General features: G+C 66.8%; 15 protein-coding genes. 8 read left to right on the top strand and 7 right to left on the bottom strand.

The window, feature by feature from the left end; all coding sequences use genetic code 11:
• The first annotated feature begins 92 nt into the window (after positions 1-92).
• Positions 93-827: an NYN domain-containing protein gene (locus tag DQG17_RS11705; RefSeq protein WP_116133016.1), complete on the top strand. Its 735-nt coding sequence runs from the start codon at positions 93-95 to the stop codon at positions 825-827.
• Here the strand turns inward: DQG17_RS11705 and DQG17_RS11710 are convergent.
• Positions 800-1,453: a TetR/AcrR family transcriptional regulator gene (locus DQG17_RS11710; protein ID WP_369908022.1), complete on the bottom strand. Its 654-nt coding sequence runs from the start codon at positions 1,451-1,453 to the stop codon at positions 800-802. The two genes, DQG17_RS11705 and DQG17_RS11710, sit on opposite strands and share 28 nt — an antisense overlap.
• Before the next feature lie 399 nt (positions 1,454-1,852).
• On the opposite strand from DQG17_RS11710, the gene DQG17_RS11715 reads away from it, so the two are divergent.
• From DQG17_RS11715 to DQG17_RS11730, 4 genes are all read left to right on the top strand, one after another.
• Complete coding sequence (locus DQG17_RS11715; protein WP_116133017.1) at positions 1,853-2,773, top strand: AEC family transporter; 921 nt, start codon at positions 1,853-1,855, stop codon at positions 2,771-2,773.
• Between the two features lie 76 nt (positions 2,774-2,849).
• A complete protein-coding gene (fghA, locus tag DQG17_RS11720; RefSeq protein ID WP_116133177.1) occupies positions 2,850-3,683 on the top strand; it encodes an S-formylglutathione hydrolase in 834 nt (277 codons plus the stop codon).
• A complete protein-coding gene (locus DQG17_RS11725) occupies positions 3,680-4,138 on the top strand; it encodes a YaiI/YqxD family protein (RefSeq protein ID WP_116133018.1) in 459 nt (152 codons plus the stop codon). The genes fghA and DQG17_RS11725 overlap by 4 nt, the downstream gene beginning before the upstream one ends.
• 41 nt (positions 4,139-4,179) lie before the next feature.
• Positions 4,180-4,800, top strand: coding sequence for an HAD family phosphatase (locus DQG17_RS11730; protein WP_116133019.1), 621 nt, complete (start codon positions 4,180-4,182; stop codon positions 4,798-4,800).
• 160 nt (positions 4,801-4,960) lie between these two features.
• Here DQG17_RS11730 and DQG17_RS11735 read toward each other — a convergent pair whose 3' ends face one another.
• Entirely contained in the window at positions 4,961-6,220 is a 1,260-nt protein-coding gene (locus DQG17_RS11735) for an MFS transporter (protein ID WP_116133020.1), read from the bottom strand.
• Between the two features lie 105 nt (positions 6,221-6,325).
• On the opposite strand from DQG17_RS11735, the gene zapE reads away from it, so the two are divergent.
• Positions 6,326-7,420: a cell division protein ZapE gene (zapE, locus tag DQG17_RS11740; protein ID WP_116133021.1), complete on the top strand. Its 1,095-nt coding sequence runs from the start codon at positions 6,326-6,328 to the stop codon at positions 7,418-7,420.
• Between the two features lie 10 nt (positions 7,421-7,430).
• On the opposite strand, the gene DQG17_RS11745 is transcribed toward zapE, so the two are convergent.
• The 5 genes from DQG17_RS11745 to DQG17_RS11765 form a co-directional block, all read right to left on the bottom strand.
• Entirely contained in the window at positions 7,431-7,922 is a 492-nt protein-coding gene (locus tag DQG17_RS11745) for a GFA family protein (RefSeq protein WP_198666094.1), read from the bottom strand.
• A 101-nt stretch (positions 7,923-8,023) separates the two neighbouring features.
• Complete coding sequence (locus DQG17_RS11750; RefSeq protein WP_116133023.1) at positions 8,024-9,298, bottom strand: folylpolyglutamate synthase/dihydrofolate synthase family protein; 1,275 nt, start codon at positions 9,296-9,298, stop codon at positions 8,024-8,026.
• Positions 9,295-10,230 (bottom strand): acetyl-CoA carboxylase, carboxyltransferase subunit beta, encoded by a 936-nt coding sequence (gene accD, locus DQG17_RS11755; RefSeq protein WP_116133024.1) that lies wholly within the window; start codon positions 10,228-10,230, stop codon positions 9,295-9,297. The genes DQG17_RS11750 and accD overlap by 4 nt, the downstream gene beginning before the upstream one ends.
• Before the next feature lie 76 nt (positions 10,231-10,306).
• Positions 10,307-11,227, bottom strand: coding sequence for a CPBP family intramembrane glutamic endopeptidase (locus DQG17_RS11760; protein WP_157973594.1), 921 nt, complete (start codon positions 11,225-11,227; stop codon positions 10,307-10,309).
• Between the two features lie 84 nt (positions 11,228-11,311).
• On the bottom strand, positions 11,312-12,202 hold the full coding sequence (locus tag DQG17_RS11765) for a CPBP family intramembrane glutamic endopeptidase (protein WP_116133026.1): 891 nt from the start codon (positions 12,200-12,202) through the stop codon (positions 11,312-11,314).
• A gap of 495 nt (positions 12,203-12,697) precedes the next feature.
• Here DQG17_RS11765 and DQG17_RS11770 point away from each other — a divergent pair, with 495 nt between their 5' ends.
• Entirely contained in the window at positions 12,698-13,366 is a 669-nt protein-coding gene (locus DQG17_RS11770; RefSeq protein ID WP_157973595.1) for a hypothetical protein, read from the top strand.
• Positions 13,367-13,446: 80 nt separating this feature from the next.
• Complete coding sequence (locus tag DQG17_RS11775; protein ID WP_116133028.1) at positions 13,447-15,468, top strand: NADPH-dependent 2,4-dienoyl-CoA reductase; 2,022 nt, start codon at positions 13,447-13,449, stop codon at positions 15,466-15,468.
• The last annotated feature ends 12 nt before the right edge of the window (positions 15,469-15,480 follow it).

Raw genomic sequence — 15,480 nt, forward strand, 5'->3', positions numbered from 1 at the left:
TTCTTCTTGGCCAAAATACCTTGCGGGGGTCCGGGGGCGCACAGCCCCCGGTCCTGCCGTCTCCACAGGCCGCACTGGCCGAAAGGTTTCCCATGTCCGACCAACGCCCCCTGCTTGCCGTCCTGATCGACGCCGACAACACTTCGCCGCAATTCGCCAAGGCCATCTTCGACGAGATCGCGGGCTTTGGCGAAGCCTCGGTTCGCCGGGTCTATGGCGACTTCTCCTCGCCGCAGATGAAGGGCTGGTCCAAGGTGCAGGCCGAATTCGGCCTGGTGCCGCACCACCAGCCGGCCAATACCGTGGGCAAGAACGCCAGCGACATCGCGCTTGTCATCGACGCGATGGACCTTCTGCACACCGCGCGCTTTGACGGCTTCTTCCTCGTGTCCTCGGACAGCGATTTCACGAGGCTGGCCAGCCGGATCCGCGAACAGGGGCTCGATGCCTATGGCGTCGGCCAGCGCAAGACGCCCGAGGCGTTTCGCAAGGCCTGCAAGCGATTCATCTATCTGGAAAATATCGATACGACCGTCGCTGCGGCTACGTCCGAGGCCGGCACCGCCGGCGTTGCCGACCGCAAGAAAGAGGCGCCAAAGCCTGCCATCGAGGCCCGCGACCTGATCCTGAAGGCGATGGATTCGATCGACCAGGACGACGACTGGTACACACTGGGCCAGATCGGCCAGCTGATCGTTTCGGCCAGCCCCGATTTCGATACCCGCAGCTATGGCAAGAAGAAGCTCTCGGACCTGGTGCAGTCGATCCCGATCTTCGAGACCCGCCGCGGTCCGGGAAATCAGTTGCTGGTGCGCCGGATCGACTGAACCGCGTCCCGTGCGCCATAGCGGGCCATGAACATCTCGACCGCGCCGTGCATCACCCGGTCGCATTCTTCCTGCGAGATCGTATCGTCGAGCCCGATCATGAGCCGGGTGAAGATGCCGGCCTTGCAAAGCTCGATGAACTGGTCGGCGGCGAGGTCGATATCCTCGATCTCGAGGCTGCCGCGCGCGACCGCGGTGCGAAAATAGTCGATCAGCACGCCGCGTGCCCGTGCCGGGCCATTGACCCAGAACTCGCGTCCAAGCCCCGGGAAACGCACGGTTTCCGCCACGACGACGCGAAACATCGCGCGGCCGAAATCGGACATGAGGAAGCTTGTCACCCGGATGGCCGCGTCCCGCAGCACGATCTCGGGCGGCAGGTCGGGGTCGATGTGATCGATCCCGCCGGTCGCCTGGCGCCGGCATTCGGTCTTGGCCACTTCCATGAACAGAAGTCTCTTGTCAGGGAAATAGCTGTAGAGCGTTGCCTTCGACACCCCGGCCGCCTTGGCGATCAGATCGACGCTGGCGCCTTCGAATCCGTCCTGAAGAAAGATCTCGCGTGCGCCAAGGACCACCTGGTCAAATTTGCGCCCACGCTTGATCCGGCCTTCGGACATACCCATCGAAACCCCCGCTGTGTCGCAAAGGTTAAACCGATGGGTTCGGTTCATCAAGCCAAGCAGTGGAAAAGCGACCCCTGCGCCTGCAGTGGATCGAGACCAGTATCCGGTTCGCGCAGGCACTCTAAAGCCCTCGGGGGGCCGGTACCGGCGAAGGATCGTGGCGCAAAGCAAAAGGCAGCCTGGACCGCGTCCCGGTCAAGCTGCGGCTCGGCATTGCAGCCATTGTCAATTCACCTCCAAACAGAGGAGGCCTTTGTTGGTCCGACGGGGGCGCCTGCCGTCGTCCGAGGGCACCATAGGGCAACGGTGTAAAATTTGCGCAAGTGCTGCGCAATTTCTGCGTCATTTGCGACAGCCGCCGCACGTGACCAGAGCCTTCCGTCGTGCTAGGCGCCAGACATGCTGCCGATCCTTGCCAAAACCCTGCCGTTCTTCGGCGTGATCGCCCTGGGCTACTGGTCCGGCCGGACCCGAGTCTTTCCCGACGAGGCGACGGCCTGGCTGACCAAATTCGTGTTCTACTTTGCGCTTTCGGCCATGTTGTTCCGGTTTTCGGCAAAACTGAGCCTGACCGAGGTGCTGGACTGGACCTTCCTCGGAGCCTATCTGGCCGGAACCCTGCCGGTCTACCTTCTGGCGACGGCGGTCGGGATCTTTCGCGGGCTGACGGTGGCCGAAACCGCGGTCGAGGCGCAATGCGCCGTCACCGGCAACACGGGCTTTCTCGGCGTGCCGATGCTGGCGGTGTTGCTCGGGCCGGCATCGATCGGGCCGATCATGCTGGTGCTGGCGGTCGATCTGATGGTGTTCAGCAGCCTGATCGTGATCCTCATCACCGGCAGCCGCGATGGCCGGGTGTCGCCGGCCATCCTGCAAACCGTGGGGCGCGGGTTGCTGAGCAATCCCATGATCGTCTCGATTGCGGCGGGCTTCGCCTGGTCGGCGCTGCGCCTGCCGATGCCGGGGCCGCTCGACGACTTTCTCGGCCTGCTCGGGGCCGCGGCGACGCCCTGCGCGCTGTTTGCCATCGGCGCCTCGCTGGCCTCGAAGAACGCCGAGCGGCTGTCGGTTGCGGCCTGGCTTTCGTTTTGCAAGCTGGTGTTGCACCCGGCCATGGTGGCCTTTGCAGCACTCGTGCTGTTTCCGGTCGAACGCTATTCGGCCGGCGTGATGATCGCCGCGGCCGCGCTGCCGGTTGCCGGCAACGTCTATATCCTCGCGCGTCACTACGGCGTCGCACCGCACCGGGTTTCGACCGCGATCCTTGTCTCGACCGCGGCTTCGGTGCTGACCGTCACGGCGATCATCGCCCTCGTGTGACGTTTGCCGCGGGGTCGGCCCTTGCCGGGCGCCGGTTTTGCGCGCTAGGCCGGGGCAAAGGACAAGGGAGCAGATGATGGAGACGATTTCCGAGAACCGCTGTTTCGGGGGCACGCAAGGGGTCTATCGCGCCGCCTCGTCCGCCTGCAGTTGTGACATGACCTTCGGGCTTTTCCTGCCCGAGCAGGCGCGCCTTGGGCCGGTGCCGGTGCTTTGGTATCTGTCGGGGCTGACCTGCACCCACGAAAATGCCATGGTCAAGGCGGGCGCACAGGCCCATGCCGCGCGGCACGGGCTGGCTTTGGTCTTTCCCGACACCTCGCCGCGGGGCGAGGGCGTGGCCGACGACGCGGCCTATAACGTCGGTCAGGGCGCGGGGTTCTATGTGAACGCGACCGAGGCACCCTGGGCCGCGAATTTCCGGATGTGGGATTATCTGGCCGAGGAACTGCCGCAGCTTGTGACCACCGAATTCGCCATCGATCCCGAGCGGCAGGCGATCACCGGGCATTCGATGGGCGGGCATGGCGCGCTGACCCTCGCCATGGGCCTGCCGGGGCGCTTCGCCTCGGTCTCGGCCTTCGCGCCGATCACCCATCCGACCGCGTCCGACTGGGCGGGCAAGGCAATGACCGCCTATCTGGGGCCGGACAAGGCGGCGTGGGCACCGCACGACGCCACCCTGATGATGCGCGAACGCGGGCTCGATGCGCCGCTGCTGGTCGATCAGGGCGGCGCCGACCAGTTTCTGGAGGCGCTGATGCCCGAGGCGCTGGCCGAGGCCATGGCCGCCCGCAGGCAGCCCGGCAGTTTCCGAATCCAGCCGGGCTATGACCATTCCTATTTCTTCGTCTCGACCTTCATGGCCGAGCACGTCGCCTTTCACGCCGACGCAATGAGCGCGGCGTGAGCACGATCTGGATCGATGCCGACGCCTGTCCGGTCAAGGACGAGGCCGAGGCCGTTGCGACCCGCCACCGGGTGCCGATGGTTCTGGTCTGCAACGGCGGGTTGCGCCCGCCCGCCAATCCGCTGGTGCGGATCGTCTATGTCGAGGAGGGGCTCGACGTGGCCGACCGCTGGATCGCCAGCCATTGCGGGCCGGGCGACGTGGTGGTGACCGCCGACATTCCGCTGGCCGCCGACTGCACCGCGGCGGGTGCCGTGGTGATCAAGCCCGATGGCGAGGTGCTGACCGAGCGCAACATCGGCGGCGTGCTTGCCACCCGCAACCTGATGACCGAGCTGCGTAGTGCCGATCCGCTGCGCCCCGGCGGCGGGCGGCCGTTCTCGAAATCGGACCGCGCCCGATTCTCGCAGGCGCTCGACCGCGAGTTGACACGGGCCCTGAAAGCGACAGGTTAGCGGCCGGGGAGACCCGGCGGCAGCAGAACTGGAAGGCAAGAATGGCCATCGACCTTGTGATCTTCGACATTGGCAACGTTCTGATCGAATGGCAGCCCGAACGCTATTTTGACGCCGTGATCGGCGAAGAGCGCAGGAAGGCGATGTTCGATGCGGTCGATCTGCATGGCATGAACGACGAGGTGGACCGCGGCGGCGATTTCCGCGACACCATCGCCGCGACGGCGGCGGCATACCCCGAGTGGCACGACGAGATCCTGCACTGGCACGACAACTGGATAAAGATCGCGACGCCGCCGATAGAACGGTCGGTCCGGCTGTTGCGGGCGCTGCGCGCGCGCGGGGTCCCGGTGCATGCGCTGACCAATTTCGGCGTCGGCACCTTCGAGATCGCGACCGCGCAGTACGACTTTCTGAACGAGTTCGACCGCCGCTTCGTCTCGGGCGAATTGAAGGTGATCAAGCCCGAGCCGCGGATCTATGAAATCGTCGAGGAAGGCTGCGGACATGCCCCCGAGACGATCCTGTTCACCGACGACCGGATCGACAATATCAAGACCGCGCGCGCCCGCGGCTGGCAGACCCATCTGTTCGAGGGCCCGGATGGCTGGGCCGAACGGCTGGTGGCCGAGGGGCTGCTGACGGCGGACGAGGCGGCATAGGGCGGATCTCTCCCCGGGCACGGGCCGATGGGGCGGAGGGGGCGGAGGGGGCGCTGCCCCCGCGCGCCGCTGGCGCGCCCCCCGGGATATTTTTGAACAGAAGAATACGGCAGATGCTCTGAGCGTTGTGAGGCCCGGTCTTGCGGGCCGGGGCTGCAGCTCAGGCGGCCAATGCGCCACCGCGCGGCGGGCGTTGATCGAGCGGGCGTTCCTGGACCGGAAGATGCACGAGCGCCGAGAAGGCGCCGACGCCGACGCCAACCCACCAGACGACGGTGTAGCCGCCGGTCAGGTCATACATCCGCCCGCCGAGCCAGACGCCGAGGAAGGCGCCGAGCTGGTGCGAGAAGAACACGATGCCATAGAGCGTGCCCATGTAGCGCAGCCCGTAGATATAGGCGACAAGCCCGCTCGTCAGCGGCACGGTGGCAAGCCAGAGCGCCCCCATGGAGACCGAGAACAGCACCACCGTTGCCGGCGTCATCGGCACCAGGATGAACGCGGCCGCGATCAGGGTGCGGGCGGTATAGATCCCGGCCAGAAGGTATTTCTTCGAGAACCGGTTGCCGAGCCAGCCGGCCATCAGCGTGCCGCCGATATTGGCGACGCCGATCAGGCTGATCGCGATGGCGCCGAGCGCGCTGGTCGAGCGGATCCCGAGCCCGTCGAGCAGCCCGCCGGACTGGATCGGGCCGCAGACCTCGGTCACGAAGGCGGGAAAATGCGCGGTGATGAAGCCGAGCTGATAGCCGCAGCTGAAGAAGCCGAGGAAGATCAGCGAATAGGAGGGATCGCGAAACGCCTTGCGCAGGATGGCGCCGAGGCCCTCGTCAATCGCGGTGTGGCTGGCAAGCACGGGCGCGCGCATCATCGGCAGTGCCGCGAGCGAGGCGAGCACCGCGATGGCGAAGACGGCGAAGACCGATTGCCAGGGCATCATGCCGAGCAGCCATTCGGCGAGCGGCGCGCCAAAGACCTGTCCGGCCGAGCCCGCAGCCGTGGCAACGGCAAGCGCCATCGAGCGGTTCTCGTCGCTGGCGGCGCGGCCCACGACCGCAAGGATCACGCCAAAGCCTGTGCCGGCAATGCCGAATCCCACCAGGATCTCGAGCAGCTGGTGCTGGCCCGGCGTCGTTGCCAGCGCCGACAGCAGCAGACCCGCGGCATAGGTGAGCGCGCCGAGGATGATTGCCCGGCGGTCGCCGAATCGTTCGGCGAAGGCGGCAAAGATCGGCTGTCCGATGCCCCAGGCAAGGTTCTGGATCGCGATTGCCAGCGAGAACTCGGCCCGCGGCCAGCCGAATTCCTCGGCGATCGGGATCTGGAACACGCCGAAAGAGGCCCGGATCGCGAAGCTGATCAGGATGATGATGGAACCGCCGATCAGGACCGGGGTGAAAAGGGGCGTGCGCGTTGTCATCGCGTGCAGTTTTGTCGGGCGAATTGGGCGCCGTCAAATGCAACGCAGCGTCTCTGTGGCAGCGCGGGTCTTCCCATTCCGCGCGCGCCTGCCTAAACCGCAGGAATGACGCGCGCACTGATCGAAATCTACGAAGACCGGGTCCGGGAGGGCCAACTGGCCCCCGATCCGGCGCAGATCGAAGCCTTGCCCGAGCTGGAGCGGGTGCGCACCGATCTGGCGACGCCGCGGCAGGCGGCCTCGGGTGGCTGGCGCGGTCTGTTTTCGAAACCCGCCGAGCCCGATCCGATCCTCGGGTTCTACCTTTGGGGCGGGGTTGGCACCGGCAAGTCGATGCTGATGGATCTGTTCTTCGATGCGGTTCGTACCGATCGCAAGCGCCGGGTGCATTTCCATGCCTTCATGCAGGAAATCCATGCCGCGATGCATGTCGTCCGCCAGCGCGGGGTGACCGATGCGATTGCGCCGGTGGCCGACGATGTGGCGGACCACGTGGATCTGCTGTGCTTTGACGAAATGCAGATCTCGGACATCACCGACGCGATGATCGTGGGGCGGCTGTTCGAGCGGCTGTTCGCGCGGGGAGTGGTGGTGGTCACGACCTCGAACCGGGAGCCCGACGAGCTTTACAAGGACGGGCTGAACCGGGATTTGTTCCTGCCCTTCATCGCGATGATCAAGCAGCGGATGGTGGTGCGGGAGCTGATATCGCGGCACGATCACCGACAGGGTCGGCTGTTGGGCTCGCCGGTCTATTTCACGCCGATCGACCATGAGGCGCGCGCGGCGATCCTGGCGATCTGGAACGATCTGGCGGGCGGCGAGGCGCCGCCGCTGATCCTGACCGTCAAGGCACGCCCCGTGGAAATCCCGGCGTTCCGCAACGGCGTGGCGCGCGCCGGGTTCTTCGATCTCTGCGGCCATCCGCTCGGGCCGGCGGATTATCTGGCGATTGCCGATCTGGTGAAGGTGCTGGTGCTGACCGACATTCCCTGTCTCGGCCGGTCGAACTTCAACGAGGCCAAGCGTTTTGTCACCCTGATCGACGCGCTTTACGAGGCGAAGGTGCGGCTGATCTGTTCGGCGGCCGCCGAGCCCGAATCGCTCTATCTCGAAGGCGAAGGGGTGTTCGAGTTCGCGCGCACGGCAAGCCGGCTGCGCGAGATGCAGTCGGCGGACTGGCCGCCCGACAGGGCCTGAGGCGGCGCGTCTAGTCGGGTACGTTCCGGCGGTGCCATTCGGCCAGGCTTTCATCGGGATAGGCATCGAAGGTGCGGTCGCCGTCCCGCAGGCAGGGCCTGGCCCAGTTGGCCCGGCTGGCCTGCATCATGTGGGAGCGATGCGGCGGCTCCGGCAATGGCGTGTCGATTGCCGAGGCGTGGGGGTGCACGAGGTCGGGCCAGCGCGGATCCCAGACCCAGAGCGCGCTGCCGCAGATCCCGCAAAAGTTCCGCTCGGCCGGGCTTTCGACGGTCTCGCCGGTATCGGGATCGGTCTGTCGCGCCCGGTAGGTGCGAATGTTCTCTTTCCCCTCGACCTCAAGCGTTGCGAAATCGCCGCCGAGGTTGATGGCATAGCCGCCCGTGCCGGCGGTTTTTCGGCAGATCTCGCAATAGCAAAGGTTGAAGGGGAACGGCTGGGACGAGCGCAGGGTGAAGGTCACGGCCTTGCAGTGGCACGATCCGGTCAGGTCCATTTCCATTGGGCGTCTCCGAGAGATCTCGATGTGGGCGTTTTCAACCTAGCATGTACCGGGCGTGCAGGCACCCGGATGGTGCGGGAACCGCCACGAGCCAAAGGCCGCTAGCCGTTGTCGCGCAGAACCGTGCCGGCGAGGTAGAGCGAACCGCAGACAAGGATGCGGGCAGAGGGATCTGCCTGCGCGATCCGGGTCACGGCCTGCAGGACGTCGGGCGCGGTGGTGGCGGCAAGGCCCGCTGCGCGGGCGGCTGCGGCAAGCGTCTCGGGCGTGTGGGCCTTGGGCTCGCCGGGGATCGGCACAGCGGTCAGGCCGGCCACCTGCACGACGAGCGGGCCGAGAAACTCGGCCGGGTCGCGGCTGGCAAGCATGCCCAGCACCAGATGGGTCGGGCGGGCAGGCAGGCGGGTCAGGGTGGCGGCAAGGGCCGCAGCGGCATGGGGATTGTGACCGCCATCGAGCCACAGCTCGGCGTTGGGGGCTGCCTCGGACAGCGGTCCGCGGCGCAGGCGTTGCATCCGGGCGGGCCAGCTTGCCCGCGTCAACGCCGCCTCGCAGGTCGCCTCGTCGTGGCCGAGATGGCGCAATGCTGCCAGCGCGATGCCCGCATTGTCGGTCTGGTGCGGGCCTTTCAGCGCCGGCAGCGGCAAGTCGAGCAACCCGGTCTCGTCCTGGAACACCAGCCGGCCGTGTTCCTCCCAGACCTGCCAATGCTGTCCGTGGACCATAAGCGGGGCACCAAGGCGGGCGGCCGCGGCCTCGATCACCTCTAGCGCATCGTCGTGCTGACGGCCGACCACGCAGGGTACGCCGCGCTTCAGAATCCCGGCCTTTTCCCGCGCGATCTCGGCCAGGCTATTGCCAAGAAATGCCTGATGGTCGAACGCCACGGGGGTCAGGATCGTCAGCCGCGGGGTGTCGATCACATTGGTGGTGTCCATGCGCCCGCCCATCCCGACCTCGAGCAGCAGCGCCTCTGCCGGCGTCTCGGCGAAGGCGAGCAGCGCGGCACAGGTCGTCGCCTCGAAGAATGTCACGGGCTGGCCATCGTTGGCCGCAAGGGTTCGCAGCAAGGCGTCTGCCAGTGCGGGTTCGCTGATCGGTTGGCCTGCGATCTCGATGCGCTCGTGAAAGCGCACCAGGTGCGGCGAGGTATAGGCATGGACCCGCAGCCCCGCCGCGGAAAGGCCCGCGCGCAGCATGGCAAGTGTCGAGCCCTTGCCGTTGGTGCCGGCGATATGGATCACCGGCGGCAGATGCAGGTGTGGATTGCCGAGCGCGGCGAGCAGCCGGAAGGTACGGTCGAGCGACAGCTCGATCTCGGCCGGATGCAGCGCCGTCATCTGCTCGAGCAGCGCGGCGCTGCCCGGGCTTGTCATTGGGCGGGGCCCGCTGCCGGCTGTGACTGGATCGCGGTCAGAATCGGCTGGTCGGGGGGTGGCAACTCGCCCTTCACCGCGGGCGGCAGGCCCAGCAGCAAGCGGGTGATGGCAATCAACTCGTCGCGCAGTTGCTTGCGATGCGTCACCCGGTCGAGCATCCCGTGGTCGAGCAGGTACTCGGCGCGCTGGAAACCTTCGGGCAGCTTCTCGCGGATCGTCTGTTCGATCACCCGCGGCCCGGCAAAGCAGATCAGCGCATTGGGCTCGGCGATCTGGATATCGCCCAGCATGGCATAGCTTGCGGTGACCCCGCCGGTCGTCGGGTGGGTCAGCACGACAATATAGGGCAGGCGGGCCTCGCGCAGCATTTCGACGGCAACGGTCGTGCGCGGCATCTGCATGAGGCTGAGGATCCCCTCCTGCATCCGGGCGCCGCCGGCGGCCGAGAACAGGATCAGCGGCCGGCGAAGCGCGACGGCGCGTTCGGCAGCCGCGACGATGGCATTGCCGACGAACATTCCCATCGAACCGCCCATGAAGGCAAAGTCCTGCGCCGCGGCAACGATGGGCGTGCGCGCCATCTCGCCCTCGGCGACCAGCATCGCGCCGTATTCTCCGGTCGATTTCTGCGCCGCCTTCAGGCGGTCTGGGTATCTTTTCTGATCGCGGAAATGCAGCGGGTCGGCCAGCGGCTCGGGCACCGCAACTTCGGTGAAGATTCCGCCATCGAACAGGTCGGCAAAGCGCTCGCGCGGGCTTAGCGCCATATGGTGGTCGCAACTGGTGCAGACGTTGAGATTGTCCTTCAGTTCGCGGTGAAACAGCATTGTCCCGCATTCGGGACATTTGGTCCAAAGGTTCTCGGGCACTTCGCGCCGCGAGAACAGCGAGTTGATCTTGGGCCGGACGTAGTTCGAGATCCAGTTCATGCGAAATCCTCGGCGCGGTCTGCGGGCAGACAGATAGGACGGGCAGAGCGCAATTGCAAATCGAGACAGCGCGCGATCAGCGGGCCAGCAGCATCCGGGTCAGGCGCCAGATCACCACCACGATCAGGGTCGAGATGCCAAGAGCCATCATCTCGCCGACGCCCGGCTGCACCGAGATCGGCGAGACGAACAGCGCCAGCCCCGAAATGCTCGGGCCCGAGGCGACAAACAGCATCCCCAGCACGTTGTTGCCGAAATGCAGCCCCATCGCCGCGCCAAGGCTGCCGGTACGCGCGGTCAGGTCGGCGGCGATCAGGCCGAAGATCAGCGCCGAGGCCATGACGACCGGCAGCAGAGGGCCAAGCGAGGGCGAATAATGCAGCGCGGCGAACAGGGCTGCGGGCAGCCCCATCCAGATCCAGCGCGATGCAAAACGGGCGGCGAGCTGCTGTTGCAGATAGCCGCGAAACACAAGCTCTTCGGCCGCGGTCTGCATCAGGATCAGCGGCAGCGCGAGCGGGACATAGAGGATCCAGCGCCCGAGCGGCAGGTTGGCCTGCGGGGGATCGAAGAACGCGCCGATGGCCAGCAGTACCCCGAGGATCGGAAGCTGGACCGCAAGTGCCGTCAGAAAGCCCCGCGCCCAGGTGCGCGGCTGTCCGAACAGCGACCCGGGGCCGCGGAAATGGAACGCGGCGGCCGCCAGCATCGGCCCGACCAGCAGCCCGACGAAGCTGATCAGCAACAGGAAAACGGCAATCGGGGTGTCGAGCCCGCCATAGCCGCTGATCGTGTTCTGGATGCTGCGCAGGCCGGCACTGACATGGATGGTGTAGTTCGGGTCGAGCCAGTTGGCGACGGCGACGAAGCCGCCGACCACCATGCCGCCAAGCGACAGCCCCATGAACCCGATCAGGATCAGGCCAAGCCCGAGCCGCCAGAGTTGAGGATAGAGCCTGGCATCCCGCAGCGACGCCTCGAATTCCGTTGTACGCATCGCTGTCTCCGCCGCCATTGGGTCCCAGAGGTAAACCCGCTTCGGGTGGTATTCAATCGCCGTTCCGGGGCAGGCCGGGACGGGTCAGACCCGCAGCACCAGCCGTGCCGCCAGCCAGCAGCAGAACAGCGTCGCGAGTTCGGGCAGCATCATCAGCGGGATCTGGTCCGCGTCCATCGCGACCGGCAGGTGATAGAGCGCAAGCCCCGATCCGGGGCCTGCCAGCGCCACGAACAGGATCGCCCCGGCATTGTTGGCCGCATGCAGGCCGATTGCTGCCCCGATCGTTCCGGTGCGGGCGGTCAGATCGGCCGCGGCCATGCCGAAGGCCACCGCCCAGAACACGAAATAGGGCGCATTCGCGCCTGCCGAGGCCGGAGCGAGGTGGGCAAAGCCGAACAGGGTCGCGGGGGCCAGCATCCACAGCGGTGTGTCGGGAAAGCGCGCCGCGAGCTGCTGTTGCAGATAGCCGCGGAAGAACAACTCTTCGGTACTCGCCTGCACCAGAATAGCGATCAGCGACACCGGCAGCAGCAGGATCCAGCCGCGCCGGCCAAGCATCGGGTTCACCACCAGTTCGGCATCCCGCGGCAACAGCAGGCCGAGCACGGCAAGCAACAGGCCGACGGCAAGGCTGACGCGCAGGAAATCGGTCAGTGCCATGCGTGGCGGGCCGAACAGCGTGCGCGGGCTGCGTCCGTGCAGCCCGTGAACCGCCATCGCAAGCCCGAGCCCGAAAAAGCCGAAGGTCGCGAGGGTGAAAAGCGTGGCGGCAGGCGTCGCGGGATCGAAGGTCGTGGCATCGACGAAGCGTTCGGTCGCCGCCGGTCCGAACAGGTTCGATCCGATGGCAAAGCAGAGCTGAAACAGCGCGAAGCCCGACACCAGTGTCAGCAGCGCGCCGGCCGCCGTCCGCCACAGTTCGGCGCTGGTCCGCGCCGGTGCGACATAGGCTTGCAGCGGATCATAGCGCATCGGGACCTCCGTTCCTTCGCAGAGGTAGGTGGATCGGCCGCAGGGCGCAATCGCTCTGCGGCACCAACGCGCCCCGGGCGGTCGCACGCGCCGGCTTGCGGCCGTCGACCCCGTGCCGATTGTGGCGTCAAATCAGGCATCATGCGCCTTGCATCGGCGTCCATTCGGCGCTTTTGCGCCAACCGGAGGACGCATCCGTAGAAGGTGATCGGATCCCCCTTGCGGGCCGCCGATTCCCTGTTGACCGGCTGGGGCAGGACGCCGCAGATAGCGCGCCGATTGCGTTGATTCGCAGCAGCAAAGACAGTACGATCCACACCAAAGACGGACAGAATTCGGTCGGCCGCGGAACCGCGGAACCGGCCGGGCGGAACAAGAGCAGGGCAGGGCCGTGGAACGGCCTCGGCGACAGGGCTGCGGCCATCGAAAGAGGCGCATCCCGCGGACGGGGCAGGGAAGGGGCCGTGACAAAACCGGGCGGCAAAGACGAGCGGCATGTCCACAGGGACCCTCAGGTCGAGATTGCGTGCGGCGGCACTGATCGGTGCCGTGGCCCTGACATTTGCCGCAAGCGGCGCCAACGCCCGCCGCGCCGGGTTTCCCGACGCGACGATGCCATCGCTGCCGACCCGGGTCTCGGTTCCCGACCGTTCGGTCGTGATCTCGGCCCCGACGGGCTATTGCGTCGACACCGGCGCGACCCAGACCGGCGGAACCTTCGCTTTCGTCCTGCTGGCCTCGTGCCAGGTGGTGACCGGCGATCCGCTGGCGCCCGGGCCGGTGCGACCCGGGCTGCTGACCGCCAGCGTCGGGTCCGAGGCGAGTGCCTCGCTGCCGGCCACCGCCGATCTTGACCGCTATTTCGCCTCGGACCGGGGCCGGGCCACCCTGTCGCGCAAGGGCGATCCCGCCGACGTGACCTCGGGGCCGAGCTTTGCCCGTGCTGGTGCGTTCTATATTCATGCCCATGAAAACGGCCCTGATCCGGTGACCGGCGGGCACAGCTGGCGCGCGATCTTCGCGGTCAATGGCCGGCTGGTCACGGTGACCCTGCGCGATCTTCTGGGCTATCCGATGAGCGATGCCGAAGCCTTCCAGACCGTCGAGGGCTTTGCCGAGCAGATCATGGTGGCCAGTCAGGCGAACTTCCCCCACCGGCATTGATGGCCCTGGAATGACGCCGCGTTGGGCGTGACAGGCGCGCACTGCCGCGACATCCTCTCACCGGGGTGAGGGAGATCAGCATGACCGCGTATCCGAGGCTTCTGGAGCCGCTCGATCTGGGATTCACCAGATTGAGGAACCGGGTCCTCATGGGCTCGATGCATACCGGGCTGGAAGAGACCGGCGACTGGAACCGGGTTGCGGCCTTCTATGGTGCGCGGGCGGCAGGCGGTGTGGCGCTGATGGTCACGGGCGGCATGGCGCCCAACGTCGAGGGTGCGGTGCTGCCCGGCGCGGCAGGGCTGTTCACGCCCCAGGATATCGCCAACCATCGGATCGTCACCGAGCGTGTTCACGCCTCGGGCGGCAAGATCGCGATGCAGATCCTGCATGCCGGCCGTTATGCCTATACGCCCGATTGTGTCGCGCCTTCGGCGGTGAAATCGCCGATCTCACCCTTCGTGCCGCGCGAACTGGACGAGGCGGGGATCGAAAAGCAGATCGCCGACATCGTGACGGCTGCCGCACGGGCGCGCGAGGCGGGCTATGACGGGGTCGAGGTCATGGGGTCCGAGGGCTATTTTCTCAACGAATTTCTGGTGACCCATACCAACCGGCGCACAGACCGCTGGGGTGGAGGTTATGAGAACCGGATGCGCCTGCCGGTCGAGGTGGTGCGTCGGGTTCGAAAGGCGGTCGGTCCCGATTTCATCGTGATCTTCCGGCTGTCTATGATCGACCTCGTGCCGAACGGATCGAGCTGGGACGAGGTGGTGCAGCTTGCCCGCGCGGTCGAGGCGGCGGGGGCCACGATCCTCAACACCGGGATCGGCTGGCACGAGGCGCGGGTGCCGACCATCGCGACCTCGGTGCCGCGCCGCGCCTTTGCCTGGGTGACACAAAAGCTGATGGGCGAGGTCGGGATCCCGATCGTCGCCTCGAACCGGATCAACACGCCCGGCGTCGCCGAACAGGTGCTGGCCGATGGCTGCGCCGACATGGTGTCGATGGCGCGACCCTTTCTGGCCGATCCCGATTTCGTCGCCAAGGCGGCGGCCGACCGCGCCGAAGAGATCGCGCCCTGCATCGCCTGCAATCAGGCCTGTCTCGACCACATCTTTGGCGGCAAGGTCGCCTCGTGCCTGGTCAACCCGCGGGCCTGCCACGAGACCGAAATCGCCATCGAACCGGCTGAGGTCCGTCGCCGTATCGCCGTGGTCGGGGCCGGTCCCGCGGGCCTGTCGGTGGCCATCACCGCGGCCGGACGCGGCCACAGGGTGACCCTGTTCGAGGCGGCCGCGCAGATCGGCGGGCAGCTGAACATGGCGCGTAAGGTCCCGGGCAAGGAGGAATTCGACGGCCTCGTCGCCTGGTTCGATACCATGCTGGAGCGTACCGGCGTCACGCAGCACCTCGGGCAGGCGGCGACGCCAGAGGCGCTGGTCGAGTTCGACGAGGTGATCCTTGCGACAGGCGTGCGCCCGCGCGACCCGGAAATCCCCACGGATCCCGGCGCGCCGGTGTTGGGCTATATCGACGTGTTGCGCGACGGCGCCGCGGTTGGCCGGCGGGTTGCCATCGTCGGCGCCGGCGGGATCGGTTTCGACGTCGCGCAATTCCTGAGCCAGTCCGGCCAGAGCGACAGCACAGACATCCCGGCCTGGCTTGCCCATTGGGGGGTCTGCGATCCGGCCGAAGCGCGCGGCGGTCTCGACCCGGAGGGCCCGGACCCCGAAGTGCCGGCGCGGCAGGTCGTGCTGTTGCAGCGAAAGCCCGGCAAGCCGGGCAAGGGTTTGGGCAAGACCACTGGCTGGATCCACCGCGCCGAGCTTCAGTCCCGCGGGGTCGGGATGCGCGGCGGCGTCCGGTACGAGCGTATCGACGCCAAAGGGATCGTCCTGCGAGCGGGCGAGGCCGCACCCGAGCGTCTTGCCGTCGATACCGTGGTGATCTGTGCCGGTCAGGAGCCAGAGCGCGGGCTCGCTGATCAGCTTGCTGCGCTGGGGCGCAAGGCGCATCTGATCGGCGGCGCCGACGTTGCGCGCGAACTCGATGCAAAACGCGCCATCGACCAGGGCGTTCGCCTGGCGGCGGCGCTGTGACGGTCAAATTGT

This window comes from Tropicimonas sp. IMCC34043 (assembly GCF_003390845.1).
GTDB lineage: Bacteria > Pseudomonadota > Alphaproteobacteria > Rhodobacterales > Rhodobacteraceae > Tropicimonas.

Bases quoted from the DNA above. Each gene is read 5' to 3' on its own strand.
- DQG17_RS11730 (WP_116133019.1), top strand. From the start codon at position 4,180: ATGGCCATCGACCTTGTGATCTTCGACATTGGCAACGTTCTGATCGAA.
- DQG17_RS11770 (WP_157973595.1), top strand. From the start codon at position 12,698: ATGTCCACAGGGACCCTCAGGTCGAGATTGCGTGCGGCGGCACTGATC.
- DQG17_RS11745 (WP_198666094.1), bottom strand. From the start codon at position 7,922: ATGGAAATGGACCTGACCGGATCGTGCCACTGCAAGGCCGTGACCTTC.
- accD (WP_116133024.1), bottom strand. From the start codon at position 10,230: ATGAACTGGATCTCGAACTACGTCCGGCCCAAGATCAACTCGCTGTTC.
- fghA (WP_116133177.1), top strand. From the start codon at position 2,850: ATGGAGACGATTTCCGAGAACCGCTGTTTCGGGGGCACGCAAGGGGTC.
- DQG17_RS11715 (WP_116133017.1), top strand. From the start codon at position 1,853: ATGCTGCCGATCCTTGCCAAAACCCTGCCGTTCTTCGGCGTGATCGCC.
- DQG17_RS11760 (WP_157973594.1), bottom strand. From the start codon at position 11,227: ATGCGTACAACGGAATTCGAGGCGTCGCTGCGGGATGCCAGGCTCTAT.
- zapE (WP_116133021.1), top strand. From the start codon at position 6,326: ATGACGCGCGCACTGATCGAAATCTACGAAGACCGGGTCCGGGAGGGC.
- DQG17_RS11750 (WP_116133023.1), bottom strand. From the start codon at position 9,298: ATGACAAGCCCGGGCAGCGCCGCGCTGCTCGAGCAGATGACGGCGCTG.
- DQG17_RS11775 (WP_116133028.1), top strand. From the start codon at position 13,447: ATGACCGCGTATCCGAGGCTTCTGGAGCCGCTCGATCTGGGATTCACC.
- DQG17_RS11765 (WP_116133026.1), bottom strand. From the start codon at position 12,202: ATGCGCTATGATCCGCTGCAAGCCTATGTCGCACCGGCGCGGACCAGC.
- DQG17_RS11705 (WP_116133016.1), top strand. From the start codon at position 93: ATGTCCGACCAACGCCCCCTGCTTGCCGTCCTGATCGACGCCGACAAC.
- DQG17_RS11710 (WP_369908022.1), bottom strand. From the start codon at position 1,453: ATGGGTATGTCCGAAGGCCGGATCAAGCGTGGGCGCAAATTTGACCAG.
- DQG17_RS11735 (WP_116133020.1), bottom strand. From the start codon at position 6,220: ATGACAACGCGCACGCCCCTTTTCACCCCGGTCCTGATCGGCGGTTCC.